Origin of the sequence: Neptunitalea chrysea, from assembly GCF_027924145.1 — a bacterium.
GTDB classification, from domain to species: Bacteria; Bacteroidota; Bacteroidia; order Flavobacteriales; family Flavobacteriaceae; genus Neptunitalea; species Neptunitalea chrysea.
Genome location: NZ_BRVP01000011.1, coordinates 1 through 17,203 on the forward strand (window position 1 = coordinate 1; position 17,203 = coordinate 17,203).

The 17,203-nt window shown below is 36.1% G+C and carries 19 protein-coding genes; 8 read left to right on the forward strand and 11 right to left on the reverse strand.

The genetic code is table 11. The features are described from left to right. The 11 genes from NBRC110019_RS09100 to NBRC110019_RS09150 form a co-directional block, all read right to left on the reverse strand. Positions 1-264 (reverse strand): NAD-dependent epimerase/dehydratase family protein (locus NBRC110019_RS09100; protein WP_281754229.1); only part of this gene is annotated, 264 nt, incomplete at its 3' end. Positions 265-368: 104 nt separating this feature from the next. Beyond that, complete coding sequence (locus tag NBRC110019_RS09105; protein ID WP_281754231.1) at positions 369-1,283, reverse strand: helix-turn-helix domain-containing protein; 915 nt, start codon at positions 1,281-1,283, stop codon at positions 369-371. Positions 1,284-1,301: 18 nt separating this feature from the next. Continuing rightward, positions 1,302-2,042: an SDR family oxidoreductase gene (locus NBRC110019_RS09110; RefSeq protein WP_281754233.1), complete on the reverse strand. Its 741-nt coding sequence runs from the start codon at positions 2,040-2,042 to the stop codon at positions 1,302-1,304. Between the two features lie 9 nt (positions 2,043-2,051). After that, positions 2,052-3,035, reverse strand: coding sequence for an aldo/keto reductase (locus NBRC110019_RS09115; protein WP_281754236.1), 984 nt, complete (start codon positions 3,033-3,035; stop codon positions 2,052-2,054). Positions 3,036-3,149: 114 nt separating this feature from the next. Beyond that, on the reverse strand, positions 3,150-3,953 hold the full coding sequence (locus tag NBRC110019_RS09120; protein WP_281754238.1) for an aldo/keto reductase: 804 nt from the start codon (positions 3,951-3,953) through the stop codon (positions 3,150-3,152). 233 nt (positions 3,954-4,186) lie between these two features. Further along, positions 4,187-5,767, reverse strand: a complete 1,581-nt coding sequence (locus tag NBRC110019_RS09125; RefSeq protein WP_281754393.1) for a type IV secretory system conjugative DNA transfer family protein — start codon at positions 5,765-5,767, stop codon at positions 4,187-4,189. Positions 5,768-5,777: 10 nt separating this feature from the next. After that, positions 5,778-6,809 carry a MobB family relaxase gene (gene mobB / locus NBRC110019_RS09130; RefSeq protein ID WP_281754240.1) on the reverse strand — a complete coding sequence of 344 codons (1,032 nt, stop codon included), beginning with the start codon at positions 6,807-6,809 and terminating at the stop codon, positions 5,778-5,780. A 16-nt stretch (positions 6,810-6,825) separates the two neighbouring features. Next, complete coding sequence (locus NBRC110019_RS09135) at positions 6,826-7,200, reverse strand: BfmA/BtgA family mobilization protein (protein WP_281754242.1); 375 nt, start codon at positions 7,198-7,200, stop codon at positions 6,826-6,828. A 353-nt stretch (positions 7,201-7,553) separates the two neighbouring features. Next, the gene (locus NBRC110019_RS09140; protein ID WP_281754244.1) at positions 7,554-8,090 is read right to left on the reverse strand and encodes an NADPH-dependent FMN reductase; all 537 of its coding nucleotides are present in this window, start codon (positions 8,088-8,090) and stop codon (positions 7,554-7,556) included. A gap of 360 nt (positions 8,091-8,450) precedes the next feature. Continuing rightward, the gene (locus NBRC110019_RS09145) at positions 8,451-8,900 is read right to left on the reverse strand and encodes a JAB domain-containing protein (RefSeq protein WP_281754246.1); all 450 of its coding nucleotides are present in this window, start codon (positions 8,898-8,900) and stop codon (positions 8,451-8,453) included. Positions 8,901-8,976: 76 nt separating this feature from the next. Further along, positions 8,977-9,321, reverse strand: a complete 345-nt coding sequence (locus tag NBRC110019_RS09150) for a single-stranded DNA-binding protein (RefSeq protein ID WP_281754248.1) — start codon at positions 9,319-9,321, stop codon at positions 8,977-8,979. An 868-nt stretch (positions 9,322-10,189) separates the two neighbouring features. Between NBRC110019_RS09150 and NBRC110019_RS09155 the strand changes: the two genes are divergently transcribed. The 8 genes from NBRC110019_RS09155 (at position 10,190) to NBRC110019_RS09190 (ending at position 17,201) form a co-directional block, all read left to right on the forward strand. Then, positions 10,190-11,053 (forward strand): SDR family oxidoreductase, encoded by an 864-nt coding sequence (locus tag NBRC110019_RS09155; protein WP_281754250.1) that lies wholly within the window; start codon positions 10,190-10,192, stop codon positions 11,051-11,053. Positions 11,054-11,069: 16 nt separating this feature from the next. Beyond that, positions 11,070-11,981: a helix-turn-helix domain-containing protein gene (locus tag NBRC110019_RS09160; RefSeq protein ID WP_281754252.1), complete on the forward strand. Its 912-nt coding sequence runs from the start codon at positions 11,070-11,072 to the stop codon at positions 11,979-11,981. A 423-nt stretch (positions 11,982-12,404) separates the two neighbouring features. After that, positions 12,405-13,265 carry an alpha/beta hydrolase gene (locus tag NBRC110019_RS09165; protein WP_373876998.1) on the forward strand — a complete coding sequence of 287 codons (861 nt, stop codon included), beginning with the start codon at positions 12,405-12,407 and terminating at the stop codon, positions 13,263-13,265. Beyond that, a complete protein-coding gene (locus NBRC110019_RS09170; protein ID WP_373876999.1) occupies positions 13,265-13,624 on the forward strand; it encodes a DUF4345 family protein in 360 nt (119 codons plus the stop codon). Before NBRC110019_RS09165 ends, NBRC110019_RS09170 begins: the two co-directional genes overlap by 1 nt. Next, on the forward strand, positions 13,611-14,522 hold the full coding sequence (locus NBRC110019_RS09175; protein ID WP_281754257.1) for a helix-turn-helix domain-containing protein: 912 nt from the start codon (positions 13,611-13,613) through the stop codon (positions 14,520-14,522). The genes NBRC110019_RS09170 and NBRC110019_RS09175 overlap by 14 nt, the downstream gene beginning before the upstream one ends. Before the next feature lie 348 nt (positions 14,523-14,870). After that, positions 14,871-15,716 (forward strand): SDR family oxidoreductase, encoded by an 846-nt coding sequence (locus tag NBRC110019_RS09180; RefSeq protein WP_281754259.1) that lies wholly within the window; start codon positions 14,871-14,873, stop codon positions 15,714-15,716. Positions 15,717-15,971: 255 nt separating this feature from the next. Next, the gene (locus NBRC110019_RS09185; RefSeq protein WP_281754261.1) at positions 15,972-16,712 is read left to right on the forward strand and encodes an SDR family oxidoreductase; all 741 of its coding nucleotides are present in this window, start codon (positions 15,972-15,974) and stop codon (positions 16,710-16,712) included. Positions 16,713-16,727: 15 nt separating this feature from the next. Next, positions 16,728-17,201 carry a DUF1097 domain-containing protein gene (locus NBRC110019_RS09190; protein WP_281754263.1) on the forward strand — a complete coding sequence of 158 codons (474 nt, stop codon included), beginning with the start codon at positions 16,728-16,730 and terminating at the stop codon, positions 17,199-17,201. Positions 17,202-17,203 lie beyond the last annotated feature (2 nt).

Here is a 17,203-nt window from a genome sequence, read left to right on the forward strand (position 1 = left end):
CACATCAAGTTTACACATTTCCTCGAATTTTGTAAAGTCGTGGACAAATCCTAAATGGATAACAGCATCTGAAGCGGCAGCTCCCGATTTTAAACTTTCAAAATCATTTAAATCTCCGTGGTGTGCTTCAGCTCCGGCAGCAATCAGTTTGTTCACTGATGCTTCCGAACGAGCTAATCCCAAAACTTGGTGTCCATTCGCTAATAATTCCTGTACTACGGCAGTTCCTACGAAACCTGTAGCGCCTGTAACAAATACTTTCATTTTGATATATTTTTTTATATAAATTAATGAAGCAAAGTTCAGGTTTCGAATCTCTACTCCTGTAGCCGAAAAGTATTTTCTTGTAGCCGAAAAATTATAACAGTTTAATTAAAAGACTGTCTGAACTCCAAGGGAGAAAAATTTGTCTTTGTCTTAAAAAGTTTGCTGAACGATTGTGAATGTTCAAAACCTAATTCGTATGCAATTTCTGAAACGGAAAGATTTGTCGTTGATAATTTTTCTTTGGCTCTTTCTATAATTGCGTTCTGAATATATTGTTGTGTGTTCAGTCCTGTCAGGGAACGCAACATATCACTCAAGTAACGTTGCGAAAGCTTCAATTCTGTACTGACATATTTTACAGATGGTAATCCGTCTTTCAGACGGTTTTCTTCTTCAAAATAGTTGTTTAAAAGTTTGTCCAAAGAAGTTATGATCTCGTGATTGATTGCTTTTCTTGTAATAAATTGCCTATTGTAAAAACGATTGCTGTAATTTAGTAGTAATTCTATTTGCGACACCAAAACATCTTGGCTGAAATGGTCAATATTGTTGTCTAGTTCGTTGGCTATTGTAGTAAATAAATTAGCTATAATTTCTTTTTCTTTTGCCGATAAAAACAAGGCTTCTGAAACATCGTAAGAGAAAAATCCGTATTGATTTATTGTTTTTCCTAATGAATAATTTCGGATAAAGTCAGGATGAAAATACAAAGCAATACCTTCATAGCTTTCTAGGTCTTCTGGCGAAAAAACGATTTGTTTCGGTTTCAAAAATGCCAATCCGCCTTCCTCAAAATCGTAATATCCTTGTCCGTATTTTATGTATCCTGTGAATGTAGGTTTAAAGGAAATTTTGTAAAAATCAAGACTTACTTTATGCCCTCTTGGAAACATTTCAATCGAAACATTATTATAGTCAACCAATGCAATCAATGGGTGCAATGGTGCAGGAAGTCCCAATAACCGCACCAATTGCGATATACTTTTAATGTGATTGATGTTAGATTGTTGTTCCATTTTTCTTTACGAATTTAATCAATTTTGTTTTGACGGGCGAATAACAATATCGCCAATTTCAACGTTGTCTGGTTGACTTATTGCATAAATCACAGCATTGGCAATTGCTATGGGATCTATGGCTATTTGTTCCATTCCTTTTTGAATAGCTGTTTTTACTTCTTCATTTTTTATGTTGTTCGCAAAATCTGTTTTCACAAATCCGGGCGAAATGCCTGTAATGCGTATCTTTCCGTTTGACTCTTGACGAAACGCTTCTGCAATAGTGCGGATTGCATTTTTAGTTCCTGCATAAACGCCTTGCATTGGGACAATCTTTATTCCTGAAGTTGAAATGATATTGACGATATGTCCTGACTGCTGTTGTTTAAAAATGGGAATTGCTGCCGCCATCCCATACAAAACGCCTTTGAGGTTAATGTCAATCATTTCTTCCCAACCGTCAATATCCAATTCGTCAATGCGGCTTAATTGACTGACACCTGCGTTGTTTACAATGACATCTAATTTTCCAGAATGCTCAACTGTGGTATTGACCAACCGAACTAGACCGGTTTTATGCTTCACATCAGTTTGAACAAAGGTAGCTTCACCACCTTTGCTTTTAATTTCTTCAACAAGTTCTTGCAATTGTTCTGTTCGTCTTGCACCCAAAACAACCTTTGCACCATTTTTTGCTAATTCTATGGCGATGGCTTTACCCATTCCACTGCTTGCACCTGTAATGGCTACAACTTTCCCTTTAATATTTTGCATCATTATTAGTTTTTATCTATTTATTTGTTGCTGATAAGCTGCTGGATATCGGTCTCCCACAAGTGTAATTCCGTCAGCTATTGTTTTGATTTTTGCAAGTTCATCAGCTGTTAATACAACATTTGTACTGCCAATGTTTTCCTCTAAGCGATGCAATTTTGTAGTCCCTGGTATTGGTGCTATCCAGGGCTTCTGAGCTAATAGCCAGGCCAATGCTAATTGTCCGGTTGTGATATTTCTTTGTTGAGCAATCTCAGAAAGAGCATCCACTAAAAGCATATTGGCTTTAATGTTTTCTTCGCTGAAGCGAGGGATGATATTTCTACGATCAATATCCTCCAGTTTTGTGCTTGCATTTATTGTACCTGTGAGAAAGCCTTTGCCCAAAGGGCTGAACGGAACGAAACCAATTCCTAACTCTTCTAATGTTGGTATGATTTCATCTTCGGGTTCACGCCAAAACAAAGAGTATTCGCTTTGCAATGCAGCTACAGGTTGAATGGAATGCGCCTTACGAATAGTTTTTACACCTGCTTCCGATAGACCGAAATGTTTTACTTTACCTTCTTGTATCAGGTCCTTTACGGTACCGGCAACATCTTCTATCGGAACATTGGGGTCAACCCTGTGCTGATAAAGCAGATCAATGTAATCCGTTCTTAATCTTTTTAAAGATGCTTCTACTACTGCTCTGATTGTTTCGGGTCTACTATCTAAGCCATCTGTTGGTATGGCATTTTTACAGCCAAATTTTGTTGCTATAACAACGTCTTTTCTATAAGGCTGTAATCCTTCGCCAACAATTTCTTCATTGGTGTAAGGTCCGTAAGCTTCTGCCGTATCAAAAAATGTGATACCTCTTTCAACTGCGGTGCGTAATAGTATTATGGCATCTTTTTTCTCAATTCCTTTGCCGTACGAATGGTTTATTCCCATACAGCCAAAGCCTAATGCAGAAACTTCTAATCCGCCATTCCCTAGTTTTCTCTTTTGCATAATTTTTTTTTAATTGTTTCTAAAACTAACTTAATTTCAAGTGCAAATTTCTCTATTGTCGTGCTATGAAAAGTAGTTAGGTTGGTAATTATTGTAGTTAGATTTTCAAATGTTTTAAACACTGTAAATTAGTCCGCTACCTTTATCTAACGATTTGATCGTTGCCATATCATCAGCAAACAACTCAAAGTCAAATACATTGAAATTTTCATTCATCCTTTCCCTATTTGCTGATTTTGGAATAGCAACGACGTCTCTTTGAATTAACCATCGTAGCACCACTTGGCCAATGCTCTTATTATATTTGCTTGAAAGTACTTTTAACAGTTCATTATTAAACAGATTATTTTTACCCTGGGCAAAGGGTGCCCAAGACTCCAACTGTATGCCCTGAGATTTCAAAGCTTTCTCCATTTCTATTTTCTGGGAAAATGGATGTGTCTCCACTTGATTGACTGCTGGTATCACACTATGCTGCTTCACTAAATCTGAAATCTGATTTATATTAAAATTACTTACACCGATCGCCCTTATTTTACCTTCTTTGTATAATTCTTCCATTGCTTTCCAAGAAGAATTTACGTCTCCCTGCGGAAGATGAATTAAGTAGAGATCGATATAATCAAGCTGCATTTTCTTTAACGAAGCTTCAAAAGTGCGCTTTGTATTTTCATAGCCGGGAGCCTCTGGCAAAAACTTTGTGGTCACAAAAATTTCTTCCCGTTTGACATTACTTTTTTTAATCGCTTTGCCTACTGATTCCTCATTATGATATGCAGCAGCTGTGTCTATCAGTCTATAGCCAATGTTTAAAGCATTAAGCACAGACTTCTCGCACTCTGAACCGTTTCTAAGCAAGTAGGTGCCAAAACCAAGCAGTGGCATCTTTACTCCATTGTTTAATATTAGATTTTTCATTTTTGCATTGACTAAATTTCAAGTGCAAAGTTCTTAATAGTCTTCCGATAAAATGTATCCGAATTGGTAGGTGTTGTAGTCAAATTGTACAGAATGGTGAATAGGCCTGGTCGTTCGGTTTGTCTTGTAGGTTGAGTGTCGTGTTGCCATTGCCACTAACTTGTCATAAGCCTCAAAAAGTCAACATTATCCAATTAATTTAGTATGGCCATTAGAGTCTTTTCACTTTTCCATCATTTGAAAATCGACCTCGCCTCGTAATAAATTAGCTCAAAATTAGCTTCTAAATCTGCCAATGAAAACGGTTTTGTCCTTTTTGCAAGTTCACGATGAATCTTCTGTAAGTTAAACTGAACTTTCTCATCCTTTCCATCGGCATACGTAATAAACTCGCCCTGCTTCAAACGAAAGAAAATATCTGACCTTATTTTTGGAATTTCCTTTTCCCCTGTGGTAATCCGTGTATCAAAATCGAGGCTATGACCACGGCTTACGCTCTTTGTTGAGTCTTTTATAATCTCAAAAAAACGTTCGTAATATTTTGCAGTGTCCGGGTCATTTACCTTTCCAAAAAATTGATAGGAAAGATTGCTCAATATCGCTTTGCTTGCCTTATCACCATACATCATATCATTCTGTATTTTGTCCTGCATCACGTAAACTGTAGATATCCCATAGCTCCGCAATGTTGCCGGAATACGGTGCATATTCAACAAACGGATGGTTGGTGCTTCTTCCATTAAAAGGAATGAAGGTTCAGAATTCCTCACACTCATTTGTTTGGTGATGGTATGGACAATGGTAGCAATGACTGGTGAATAGGAAGTCTCAAATTTTGGATTGTTAACGATTGAAATTACCGCTGGATTTTCTTCACTATTGATATTGAGTGGGACTTCATCTGCGGACAACGCCATAAAAATCCGTTGTGTGCTGATCCTTTTCAATGCATTGGCCAAGGTGCTTTTTACACCAGCGGTTTGCCGTTCCGAATCTTTCCCGCTTATAAATGCGTCTGCCATTGCCCGCGATGTCGTATTGGTTTCCAGAAACTGTATCAGGCTGTCGGTGTCCAGATATTGATAAATGGCAATTAAATGCGGCAGGGTGCAGAATTGGGGATAGTATGTTTTGAGTTTCCAAATCAATCCACCGATCAAACCTTCTGCAGCATCATTGAAAAATTTGGTCGTGCCGGTCGTTCCAGATTCCCGTTGCTCTAAAAGGTTCTCTATCAACACCCGGGAAACCTCATTGACGCTTTCCTCGTTCTCCAAATAGCGAGGTGCAATTGGATTGACCCGATGGATTATTTTATCAAAGGAAATAACCTTAAACGGAATATGCCCATCCTTAAAAAGCGGATACGCCATTTCCGTTAGTTCAAAATCCTTGTAATCGTGGATGATACCACAAAACCCTTCTTTCCGGAAATGTTTCAGGAATCCATACACTACACTTTCGGTCTTTCCGCTTCCCGCAGAACCGATGACGGATGCACCTCGCTTGATATTGTCAAGCTTGAAGTTTCCTTTCGTAGTTTCAAAATTAACTTGATATCGGTCGTCACCATTTTTTGGTCTTTCTTTTTTATGCAAGAAAACATACAATGTTGTATTGATTAGCAAAAGTGGACAGACCACATTCAGCAACACTAAAACCAAACCGTTCCAATGCTGTAAAAAATAAGCTAGCATACACAGCATAAGGCTGCTCAGCGCAAATGCATATCTTGATAGTTGATATAATCCATAAAATAGCATACTGGCCAAGCCAATAATAACGAGAGCGGTAAAAAGGTTGTCTATATACATCATACTCGAATTAGATTCCTATGGAACTTGATTTGATGGCCATTTCCACGCCACGGCGTAGTCGGTTAAATACCTTCATTGCCAATTGCGCCTGTGACACTGGAATGCTTGGTAGCATTGGAACACCGCTTTCCTTCATCATTTTAAAAGCAATTGCCTTTTCATTGGTGGGCAATTTCATCAGCGATGCAAAATAGATTTTCGGATTCTTGACGAAATCCTTTCTTGCCTTGTAGGTCTCGGCGAAGTTTCGTTGATAGCCAAAAGTCCTATCAAAGGTCTTTTCCGCACGCTCAAAAAACTGGTCTCGGTCAAAGCCACGTTTTACACTCTTACCGTGCATCTCTACTTCTGATGCTTTATGTTTGCTCCCTGGTGAAAGGCTAAACGTATTGGATGCGTCCTTTCGGCTTACGATGATATGGATATGGCTTTGGTTTCCCGCCTTTGGAATCCCCTGGACAATCCGCTCCCCATCCTGTTGGTGCGGGGCTTCCTTTTCCAATCGGTCAATTTTCTTCTGCAAAAGTTTGCTATTGCCTTCAGCCCGTCCTTCTTCAATACTTCTGATTTCAGTTTTAAGCTGAAGGATTTTCGTTGCATAAGGCTGGTTTTCCTTGATCTGCCAATCCGTTCCCTTAAAGGTGCGTTGGTGTTCTATTTTCGCGTAATATTTTATATCATCAATGGTAATGGGTCTTCCGTTGATTTCACGGTTAAAGGATGCCACATAATCCTTCATCAGTTCACGGGTGTACCTTTTTAAATCTTCGCTACTGTTCTGTAACCGGTTCAGTTCATCTTTGGAAGGGCTGACCGTTATGGAATAAAATTTCGGTTCGGTCTTTTTGAGTTTACCACCATTGCCATCGATATCCTTTACCACTTCTTCGGCTGAAATCTTATCGCCATATTGATTGAAAAAGCGTTCCATTTCTTCCTGTTCCATGCCTTGGTTTTCCTTCTCCAGATAACCCACAAAATCGCCTGAACTTTGTGCATAATTCCCTCCCAGTTTTTGAGGTGTAATGGTGATATACATAGCTCAAAAATTAGGGTTAGTTAGTATGGTTTTGCTTTTCCTGAAACCTTACTTTAGGCTTTTCTTCGAGCGTTTTCTTTTCCAAAATCAGGGGTTTCTTTTTGGGTTCTTCGGTCTGGAAAAGGGATTCAATCATTGCCACCGTGGGTTTGGTCTGGGTCTTTTCCATATCCCGCATGATGGCGATAACCGCATTGATACGTTTCTTTATGGAAGCTTCGATCGTCCTACCAGTAGGCCCTAATTTTTCCTTTGGGGAAATCTCGTTGTAAAAGAAAAAATCGAGCATTGTAGTCAATGCTTCGGTGTGTGATTTGAAATGTGTTCTTGAAAATTCCTGAAAACGTTTTGCCGTTTCCTTTTTGAACCTGATGCCAATAAATGAGTCCATAATTCGCCGATTTGTCGCAAATCCTTCCCTAAAAATGGGCGTTCACAGGGCATTTGTCGCAAATTGTAGGAGGTCGAGAATTTTGTCTTTTTTCAAATTGTTGAATATCAGTGATTTGAAAACAAAAAGGAGTGCTAAACATCGCATCGCGTGTTACCCTCTTGCTACTCCTTTTCGTTCGCCCCAGGCGAACAAAATTCCGTACAATCTGGCTAAAAAGCCAATTGCCATTTTGAGGAAAATAATTTCCTGTTATATACTATTTCGATGGGTACGGTTATCGGCGAAAGTAAAAAATGGATAACCCTACATAAATTTGAATGCTGAATTTCAGCGAAATAAAGACACAAAAATTAAATCATCGACTTCAAAAATGATGACAATAAATGGTCAATCTCTTGTAACATATTTTTATCTGTAATAGAACCGTCTAGATTGACTTTCCCTTTGGCACCTTGAATAAGTAGTCTTGATTCAAGTGGAATTTTAGCTTCTATAGTTTCAAGTATCAAACCCAAAGATTCGAATGCCTTTTCCCCAGATGCTGAGGCAACAATTATCGCAACGGGTTTGTTGGCAAATAGTCTTGTAGAAACGTTCCATTCAATAGCATTTTTCAAACTTCCGGGAAGGCTAAAAATATACTCAGGCGTACAAAATAGAATACCATCGGATTTTTCAATTTTTTCCCTGAATTGAAAGACTTCCTTTGGAAGATGATCATCATCTAATTCAGTATTAAAATGAGGCAACTTATCTACGCCATCGTAAATTTCGATATCCAAAATATCGCTAAATTTTCCAGCTATAAATTCTAGAATTTTTTGATTTGTAGCGTTCTTTCTTGTGCTTCCCGAAATGGCTAGAATTTTCTTTTTATTGATTGACATGAAATAAAATTTGAATAGCAATTTGCAATTTAAAATTCATCTTTTTGAACAATTCCAATTGATAATGATTATTGGAGAATAGTCATTAAATGCGTAATACGTAAACTGACACCTCTAAAAACTTAGAGGTGTCAGTTTGCTTTTTTTGAAAATTAGATATGGAATACAAATTTATAAGAATACAAATTTCGCAATGCTTCTTCGGCTATCGTTGTTTCAAAACAGGTGTGATTTTCCCTTACGTATTTGCGGATAGCATCCCCAAATTTTCGTTCCACATCTTTTTTGGAATTTTCCAAAAGTCAGGCTTGAGCCTCTTCGCTCAAGGCGGTAAAATTGAGATATACCATAGCTTTGAATTTAAAGGATTCCGTTATCTGCAAAACTGTAATAATCGCCATCAGGGGTCAATATCAAATGGTCCAAAACTTTGATATCAAGTAGCTCCCCTGCATTTTTGATTTTTTGGGTCAGGGTTTTATCCGCTTCACTGGGCTTTAAAGTACCGCTTGGGTGGTTGTGCAGTAAAATAACTGCTGTGGTCAAACTTTTTAAGAGTACGGCAAACAGGATGCGGACATCCACTAAAGTGCCTGTAATACCGCCATTGGAAACCTCACAAATGCCTTTTACCTTATTGGCATTGTTGAGCAACATAATTTTAAAGGTCTCCTGCAATTCAATTGTTTCTTTGTTCCATTGGCTATAGGCTAAGTCGGCAGCACTTTGGGAACAGGTTATTTTGGGAAGCGAATTTGCTTTTAAACTTCCGCTGTAACTTATCGCTATTTCATTAACTTTGCTTTTCATTGTTAACTTATTAATTGGGTTAATAATTAAAAGAGGGCGCAACTTTCGATGGGAACGCCCTCTTAAATTTTAAGGTTTACTTATCGCTTTTACTGCCAAGTAATAGAATTTCATTGGCTTCAACCTCGGTGACATAGCGTTGGTTTCCGTCATCGGTGGTATAGGTACGGGTTCTCAATTTTCCCGTGATGGCTATTTCCTTTCCCTTACCTACATAATTTTCGATAATCTCGGCTGTCTTGCCCCAAGCTACAACGGTGTGCCAGTCGGTTGACTGTACCTTTTCGCCCTTGTTGTTCTTGTAGTGTTCATTTGTAGCGATTGAAAAACGGGCTACTTTTTTACCGCTTTCAAGGTTGGTAGTGGTCGGTTCCTGTCCAACGTTTCCGATTAACTGTACGTGATTTTTTAGAGTACTCATAATAAAAGAATTAAAGATTAATTAAAATACCATCTGAACGATTCAGACAGTTTGCGTTTATATTTTTTGAAATGATTTACTTATTATATCCAGAGCGTTTTCCTTTTTTGTTTTTTTTGGTGCCGCTTCCTTTTTGATGTTTTTGTACGATTTTATAAGCTTCATTTTAGATTTACTTCCCATAGTGCCGTCGCTGTTACCTTTTTTTGTTGCTGATACATTTTCAATATTTGGAATTGATAAGGACTTATAAAAGGGAGGCACGACCGGTTATGCAGTCCGTTCAACTTCCAAATGTTGGTATTTTGCTGGCTAAAAAAGGGAGGGACAGTGAGGGTACGGGAGTAGATCTAAAGGGTTTTGTGAAGTACCAATACATAGGAAGCGGCACCAAATGTTTAAATGGAATTCCTATGGAGCGGACTCCGTTCACGATTTCGGATTGGGAATGGAGAGTCCCTTCCCAGAGGATCGGGAAGGGTTAACGGAATGGAAAGCAGAAATTGGGGATGGTGTCCAAGACTTTTTAGGGAAGCTCTTTGCCCGGAATGCAGCTTTTCGCGAAATGGAGGGGAATGTGCTGAGTGGCTTGGGAAAAACTGATTACTCATTCAAGTAGAAGATTATGCCCCATAATTAAGTATTTTCTGTGGAATAATGTAGTCTTAAATCAAACGATATCAATAAAGAAAAGGGTTGATATTCGGAAGTATTTAATTTCATATATATATATATATATATATACGTGACGTTATAACTACTTCCCTGTAATCTGAAAAAAGCCGAAAGCGATTACAACAAGGCAAGATTTGACTAAAATTATCGGCTAAATACTATGGAACTTTGCATAAATCAAAAAAAGATAATTATGCAAATATTAGTAACAGGAGCTACCGGAAATCTTGGTAGTGCGGTCATTGAAACTTTATTAAAGAATATTCCATCTCAAAACATCTATGCCCTTGTTCGAGAAGAAGAAAAAATATTAGAGATAAAAGCAAAAGGGATAAATGTTTTTCAGGGCGATTATGATAATGTGTACGATCTTGAAAGTGCAATGGCAAATGTAGATACCGTGCTTTTAATTTCAGCAGGCGACCAAGGTGACCGAATGCAGCAACACAGAAATGTCATTGATACCGCTAAAAAATCAGGAGTTAAAAATATTGCTTACACAAGTAGAGCAATGCGAAATAGAGAAACACTCGCACATCAACTTATGGAAGAACACTTTCTTACAGAAGATTATATTAAAGCAAGTGGACTAAACTATACCATTTTTAGAAACACCTTGTATATGGATGTACTCCCAATTTTTGTAGGTAAACAAGTGTTTGAAAAGGGTATTTTTCAACCTGCAGGAGATGGAAAAGTAGCTTTTGCATTAAGAAAAGAAATGGGCGAAGCAATGGCAAATGTGATGTCAAATGAAGCTTGTGAAAACAAAACATACAAATTCACAAACAATGAAGCCTATTCATTTTATGATATTGCAAAGGCATTGACAACACTTTCAGGAAAAGAAGTAAAATACCATCCCGTGGATATTTCTACCTTTCAAGAAAGAATGAGACCAACAGGAATACCAGAACCAATGCTTCAAAAAGTAGTTGAATTCAATACCGATATAAAAAATGGACAGGAAGAGGAAATAACCCATGATTTAGAAAACAAATTGGGTCGTAAACCAATAACGCTAAAAGAAGGCTTAAAAACACTTTTTGGATTATAAACGATAACTTTGTTCTATGTCAAAACCATATCACATAAAATCCTTAACTGAATACCATAAGGTTATGGATTTGCAGAAACCCGAACATCCGCTTATTAGTATTATAAAATTTGAGGATTTAAAGCACCACCAATCTAGTCCAATAAATATCACTAATGATTTCTATTCCATCGCTTTAAAAAAGGATTTTAATGCCAAATTAAAGTATGGTCAGCAGGAATATGATTTTGATGAAGGTGTATTGCATTTTATGTCTCCTAAGCAGGTGCTTTCTTTTGAATTCAGAACGGATGAAGAATTAAACCATAAGGGGTGGTTATTACTTGTACATCCCGATTTCCTTTGGAACACTCCGCTATCAAAAAAAATAAAAGAATATGAATATTTTGATTATAAAATAAATGAGGCATTGCATTTGTCTGACAAGGAGGAAAAAATGATAATTGGTGTTATACAAAGCATTGCTCAAGAATATCAAGCAAATATTGACCATTTCAGTCAAGATGTAATCATTGCACAGTTAGCGTTATTATTGACCTATTCAGAACGTTTTTACCAACGTCAATTTACTACACGAAAAATTACAAATCACAGTATCTTAAACCAATTTGAGGAATTACTATCGGCTTATTATTGTAAAGGAAATTTAATAGAAAATACAATACCAACAGTTCAGTATTTTGCAAATGAGCTGAACCTATCAGCCAATTATTTAAGTCGCTTGCTAAAAAATTTAACAGGGCAAAGTACAAAGCATTTCATACAAGATAAGGTAATTGAACTAGCAAAAGAAAGACTATCAACCACAGATTTATCCGTAAGCGAAATTGCATACGAATTAGGCTTTGAGCACATACAATCTTTTAGCAAATTATTTAAGAGTAAAACTGACCTTACACCTTCTGAATTCAGGCAGTCGTTTAACTGAAAAAAGAAAAACACTACCGCCAACAAAGATGTATAAAAAACATAGGGCATTTGTGCTAATCTAAAAGGTCTGTGAATATTAACAAAGTCCGCTAAATATAAAATATGGAGTTTATTTTATAGAGACGTATTTTTAGGTTACTTTAACGAAAATAAAATAAGAGACAAACAAGTATCAATTAGGCGAAGTCAAAATCTAGTGTAAAGTATGTGACTTTAACTTTGTAAACTATGTGCCTTAACGAACATGGCAAAATGACACACAACACGACATCTCAATCTCGATTTGGTTACAAACAACCTTGATTTGGAAACAATTACTCTTTAAAGGAAGACGAAATTTGCATTGTAAAACTTAAAAAGTAAAACAATGCAAAAAGTAAAATTCAAAAACAGAAATTGGGATACAGTAGCCAATCTTCATTTGCCCGACAATTTTGATGAAACACAAAATTATCCTGCTATTGTTTGCGTTCATCCGGGAGGTAGCGTAAAAGAACAAACCGCTGGTTTGTATGCAGGGAAACTTGCCCAAAAAGGGTTTATTGCTTTGGCTTACGATGCTTCTTTTCAAGGTGAAAGCGGTGGAGATCCAAGATATTTTGAAGACCCAACCAGTCGTGTAGAAGACATACGCTATGCCGTAGATTATCTTACTACATTAAATTTTGTAGATAGAAACCACATCGGTTTATTGGGTATTTGTGCAGGCGGTGGTTATGCTGCAAATGCAGCATTGAAAGAAAGGCGAATAAAAGCTGTGGCAACAATTTCAGGAGTAAACATAGGCAGAGCATTCAGAGAAGCAAATTTTTTAGAAACATTAGAAGCTGTTTCTACACAACGATCTGCGGAAGCCAGCGGAGCAGAGCCCATGATTACCAATTGGACACCCAATTCTTCCGAAGAAGCAAAACAGGCAGGCATAAGCGATTTGGATATGTTAGGGGCTATTAATTATTACAGAACGCCAAGAGGCGAATTCCCGACTTCAAACAATAAATTGCTTTTTGCAAGTATGGCGAACTTAACAATGTTTGACGCTTTTCATCTCGCTGAATTTTTGCTGACACAACCTTTATTGATTATCGTTGGCGACAAAGTTGGTTCTTTCGGTTCTTACAGAGATGGCTTTGACTTATACAAAAAAGCAGCTTCTAAAAACAAAAAAATCCATATCGTAAATGGTTCAGGTCATTATGATTTATACGACAAACCCGAAGCAACAGCAGAAGCATTGGATAAATTAGTCCCGTTCTTTCAGGAAAATATTTTGCAGAAATAATGACTCTTTTTCTAAAAATAATCGGGTCAGTTTTACTTATTACAAGTTGTGTTCTAACATACAAACCAAACATAATCAGCAAAATTCCTTTGCCCGAAAACGCATATCAGATGATTGAAATGCGGGTTAAATGGGGATTTCTAATTGGATTAGGGATTTTGCTGATTTTTTTCAATCAGTGGAATGATTGGAAATTAATGGTATGTGCATTATTGTTTTTTCAAACTTTGGGGATTATCATAGCCCGATTAATTGGTTTTGTTTTAGACGGTTTTTTTTCTAAACAATTACTTTGGCTAACCATAGAAGTTGTTGCTTTCATTATCTTTGGAATTTTATATCGATATGCAGACAATTAATTCTTTATCCGAATTTCATCGCTTACTGTCGATTCCACCACCCTCGCACCCGTTGGTAAGTGTGATTTTGGTTTCTGAAATACACGCTGTAGATTCTGATTTGTGGCAACATTTTTCTACCGATTTTTATACTATCTCTCTAAAAAACAATATCCAGTCCAAAGTAAAATATGGACAGCAATATTCTGATTTTGACAAGGGAACGATGATTTTTACCGCACCTAAACAAGTCCAATCTGTCAAAATAGATAAAAAGAATGCTTTTAACGAAATGATTGGGACAGGATATGTATTGATTTTTCATTCTGATTTTTTAAAAAAACACCCATTGCAAAGCACAATCAAAAATTATGGTTTCTTTTCATATTCTATAAATGAAGCGTTGCATCTTTCTGAACAAGAAGAAAAAAATGTCATTGAGATATTTCAAAAAATAGAGAAAGAATATCAGTATATTGACAAGCACACACAAGACATTATTCTGTCGCAAATTGATTTGTTTTTGAACTATTGTAATCGTTTTTATGAACGCCAATTTATTACCCGAAAAATCATAAATAACGATTTGCTTTCTAAAATGGAAAATCTTTTGAACGATTATTTCAATACTACAGAAACACTAAAAAGTGGATTACCAACAGTTGAATATTTAGCCAATCAACTCAATTTTTCCCCAAATTATTTAAGTGATATGTTGCGTTTGTTAACAGGACAAAATGCTCAACAGCACATTCACGATAAACTCATTGATAAAGCAAAAGAAAAACTTTTAACTACAAATTTATCCGTAAGCGAAATTGCCTATGAATTAGGTTTTGAGCAATCACAATCATTCAACCGACTTTTCAAAAAGAAAACTGAAATATCACCTTTGAAGTATAGACAATCGTTTAATTAAATTTTCCTTTCCCGACTTTTTTATTTTTTCGGCAGACACGGCAGACACGGCAGACACGGCAGACACGGCAGACACGGCAGACAACAGAAACCCACATACCGCCAACAAAGATGGATATAAGCTATAGTGGGTAAAGTGCTAAATTCAAAGTTTTTACCATTTAGCTATCTTTGTGGTTAACCGAAAAGTAAGTGCATAAAATCCACTACTGCTTATACACTTAGCCGTTAGCTGTAATAAACTCAGCTGTCAAGATAAGTAGATTTAAACATACCATTCGTAGATTTGGAAAAGTAAAAGCTTTTTTATTGAATCAACTTTGTATAATAATTTAAAATCTAAAGAAAAATGAATACAAAAAAAGTATGGTTTATAACGGGAGCATCTAAAGGCTTAGGACTAACATTAGTTAAAAAGCTTCTTTTACAAGGTTTTAGTATTGCAGCGACTTCAAGAAATAAAAATTCCTTAATTAATGAAATTGGAGAAGTAAGTGAAAAATTCTTGCCTATTGAAATGGATTTAACCAAAAATGGAAATGTCAGCAAAGCTATCGAAACAGCAATTAATCATTTTGGTAGAATTGATGTTGTAGTTAATAATGCTGGTTATAGCCAAATAGGAACTTTGGAAGAACTTTCAGAAGAGGAAGTAGAGAATAATTTTAAAGTAAATGTATTTGGCTCTCTAAACGTAATTAGAAATGCTTCGTATTACCTACGTAAACAAAAATCTGGACATATTTTTAACATTGCTTCCATAGGTGGTTATACTGGTAACTTTTCAGGATTTGGTATTTACTGCGCTACAAAGTTTGCTGTAGCAGGTTTTACAGAAGCTTTAGCAGAAGAAATGAAACCATTTGGAGTAAACACAACCTTAGTATACCCAGGTTATTTTAGAACAAATTTTTTATCAGAAGGTTCTGTTCAAACACCCACTAATCCAATTGAAGATTACATATCGGCTCGTGAAATGGAGCAAGCACACTTGAATGACATAAATGGCAATCAACCAAATGACCCTGAAAAGGCAGCAGAAGCACTAATTGCTTTGAGTGAAAAAGAAAATCCACCTGTACATTTTTTTATGGGAGAAGACGCTTATCATTATGCGAGTCTGAAAATAGAAACGATACAAAAAGCGATGAAAGAAAATATAATTTTGGGAACATCAACAGGGTTTGACAATTAAGTTTTGATGTAATTTACAATGGAGGAATTAAAAGAATATTTTGGAATGTGGGCAACAAAAGAAGGACATATCAGTCACAATTATTATCTGATAACCAATATATCTCCTATTCCATTTAGGCAATCCTTTAATTAAAAGCACATCCTATTTTAGGACAAGTCGTATAACATTAAGACAACTTAAGCACAGATTTGGAAAAGTTTTAAGATTCAATATTGCTCAACTTTGTATTATTAATTTAAAAACAAAGAATTTATGAGTAATCTAAAAGGTAAAGTAGCTTTAATAACAGGCTCATCCAAAGGAATTGGTGCGGAAATAGCAAAAATATTAGCCAAAAACGAAGCAAAAGTAGTTGTCAATTATTCTGGCAGTAAGGAAGTTGCAGAAAATTTTGTGAAAAAAATTATTCAAAATGGTGGAGAAGCCATTAGTATCCAAGCCGATGTAAGCAAAAAAGAAGACGTAACTCGATTATTTGATGAAACAATTACACATTTTGGTAAGATTGATATTTTAGTCAATAATGCAGGAATTATGATTAATGCATTAATAAAAGATACCACTGATGAAGATTTTGAACATCAGTTTAGCACCAATGTAAAAGGTGTTTTTAACACACTTCGAGAAGCAGCTACAAAACTTGCCGAAAATGGAAGCATTATCAATGTCTCTACTTCTGTAAACCGTTTAATGTTACCAACCTACGGAACTTATGCAGCTACAAAATCAGCAGTTGAGCAACTTACCAGAGTTTTTTCTAAAGAAATAGGTAGTCGTGGTATAAATGTAAATTCTGTTTCGCCAGGACCAACAAACACTGAATTGTTTATGATAGGAAAACCACAACAAGTGATTGAAGGTTTATCAAAACTTTCACCATTCAATCGTATTGCCGAGCCAAATGACATTGCGGAGGTTGTTGCATTTTTAGCAAGTGATGAAGCTAGATGGATTAATGCTCAAAATATTGGAATTAACGGAGGTATGGCATAATCTTATAAAATAATTATGAAACAATTTTTATCAGCAATAACAATGGGAACTTTGGCTACACTGGCAATTTTCACATCATTTTCATTTCAATGGCCAACTTGGGTACTTTTCATAGCGTGGTTAAGTTATTACATATTTGGTAAGTCATTAAAATCTGCATTGTATGCATTTTCACCAATTACAGCAGGTATTGCATTGGGTATTGCAATTCAGTTATTAGGAAGTGTATTAAGTCAATATTTTGGAACAATTGGTTTTCCTCTAGCCGTATTGATATGCATCACATCATTGGGATATTTGTCAAAAATCAAATCATTAAGTAATGTTCCAGCTTGGTTTATGGGCTTAATTATTTTTTTTAGTGTTCACCCACATTTAGAGGCTAAACCGATATTGATTATATTTATCCCAATAATTGTAGGGTTTATCTTTGCTTATCTCAATGATACAATAACAAGTATTATTCAAAAAAAATATAACATCCTATAAAT

Excerpts from the sequence above, each read along its gene's own strand:
- NBRC110019_RS09185 (WP_281754261.1), top strand. The coding sequence starts at position 15,972 with ATGAGTAATCTAAAAGGTAAAGTAGCTTTAATAACAGGCTCATCCAAA.
- NBRC110019_RS09170 (WP_373876999.1), top strand. The coding sequence starts at position 13,265 with ATGACTCTTTTTCTAAAAATAATCGGGTCAGTTTTACTTATTACAAGT.
- NBRC110019_RS09110 (WP_281754233.1), bottom strand. The coding sequence starts at position 2,042 with ATGATGCAAAATATTAAAGGGAAAGTTGTAGCCATTACAGGTGCAAGC.
- NBRC110019_RS09190 (WP_281754263.1), top strand. The coding sequence starts at position 16,728 with ATGAAACAATTTTTATCAGCAATAACAATGGGAACTTTGGCTACACTG.
- NBRC110019_RS09160 (WP_281754252.1), top strand. The coding sequence starts at position 11,070 with ATGTCAAAACCATATCACATAAAATCCTTAACTGAATACCATAAGGTT.
- NBRC110019_RS09125 (WP_281754393.1), bottom strand. The coding sequence starts at position 5,767 with ATGTATATAGACAACCTTTTTACCGCTCTCGTTATTATTGGCTTGGCC.
- NBRC110019_RS09105 (WP_281754231.1), bottom strand. The coding sequence starts at position 1,283 with ATGGAACAACAATCTAACATCAATCACATTAAAAGTATATCGCAATTG.
- NBRC110019_RS09135 (WP_281754242.1), bottom strand. The coding sequence starts at position 7,200 with ATGGACTCATTTATTGGCATCAGGTTCAAAAAGGAAACGGCAAAACGT.
- NBRC110019_RS09175 (WP_281754257.1), top strand. The coding sequence starts at position 13,611 with ATGCAGACAATTAATTCTTTATCCGAATTTCATCGCTTACTGTCGATT.
- NBRC110019_RS09115 (WP_281754236.1), bottom strand. The coding sequence starts at position 3,035 with ATGCAAAAGAGAAAACTAGGGAATGGCGGATTAGAAGTTTCTGCATTA.
- NBRC110019_RS09120 (WP_281754238.1), bottom strand. The coding sequence starts at position 3,953 with ATGAAAAATCTAATATTAAACAATGGAGTAAAGATGCCACTGCTTGGT.
- NBRC110019_RS09145 (WP_281754246.1), bottom strand. The coding sequence starts at position 8,900 with ATGAAAAGCAAAGTTAATGAAATAGCGATAAGTTACAGCGGAAGTTTA.
- mobB (WP_281754240.1), bottom strand. The coding sequence starts at position 6,809 with ATGTATATCACCATTACACCTCAAAAACTGGGAGGGAATTATGCACAA.
- NBRC110019_RS09140 (WP_281754244.1), bottom strand. The coding sequence starts at position 8,090 with ATGTCAATCAATAAAAAGAAAATTCTAGCCATTTCGGGAAGCACAAGA.
- NBRC110019_RS09155 (WP_281754250.1), top strand. The coding sequence starts at position 10,190 with ATGCAAATATTAGTAACAGGAGCTACCGGAAATCTTGGTAGTGCGGTC.
- NBRC110019_RS09150 (WP_281754248.1), bottom strand. The coding sequence starts at position 9,321 with ATGAGTACTCTAAAAAATCACGTACAGTTAATCGGAAACGTTGGACAG.
- NBRC110019_RS09180 (WP_281754259.1), top strand. The coding sequence starts at position 14,871 with ATGAATACAAAAAAAGTATGGTTTATAACGGGAGCATCTAAAGGCTTA.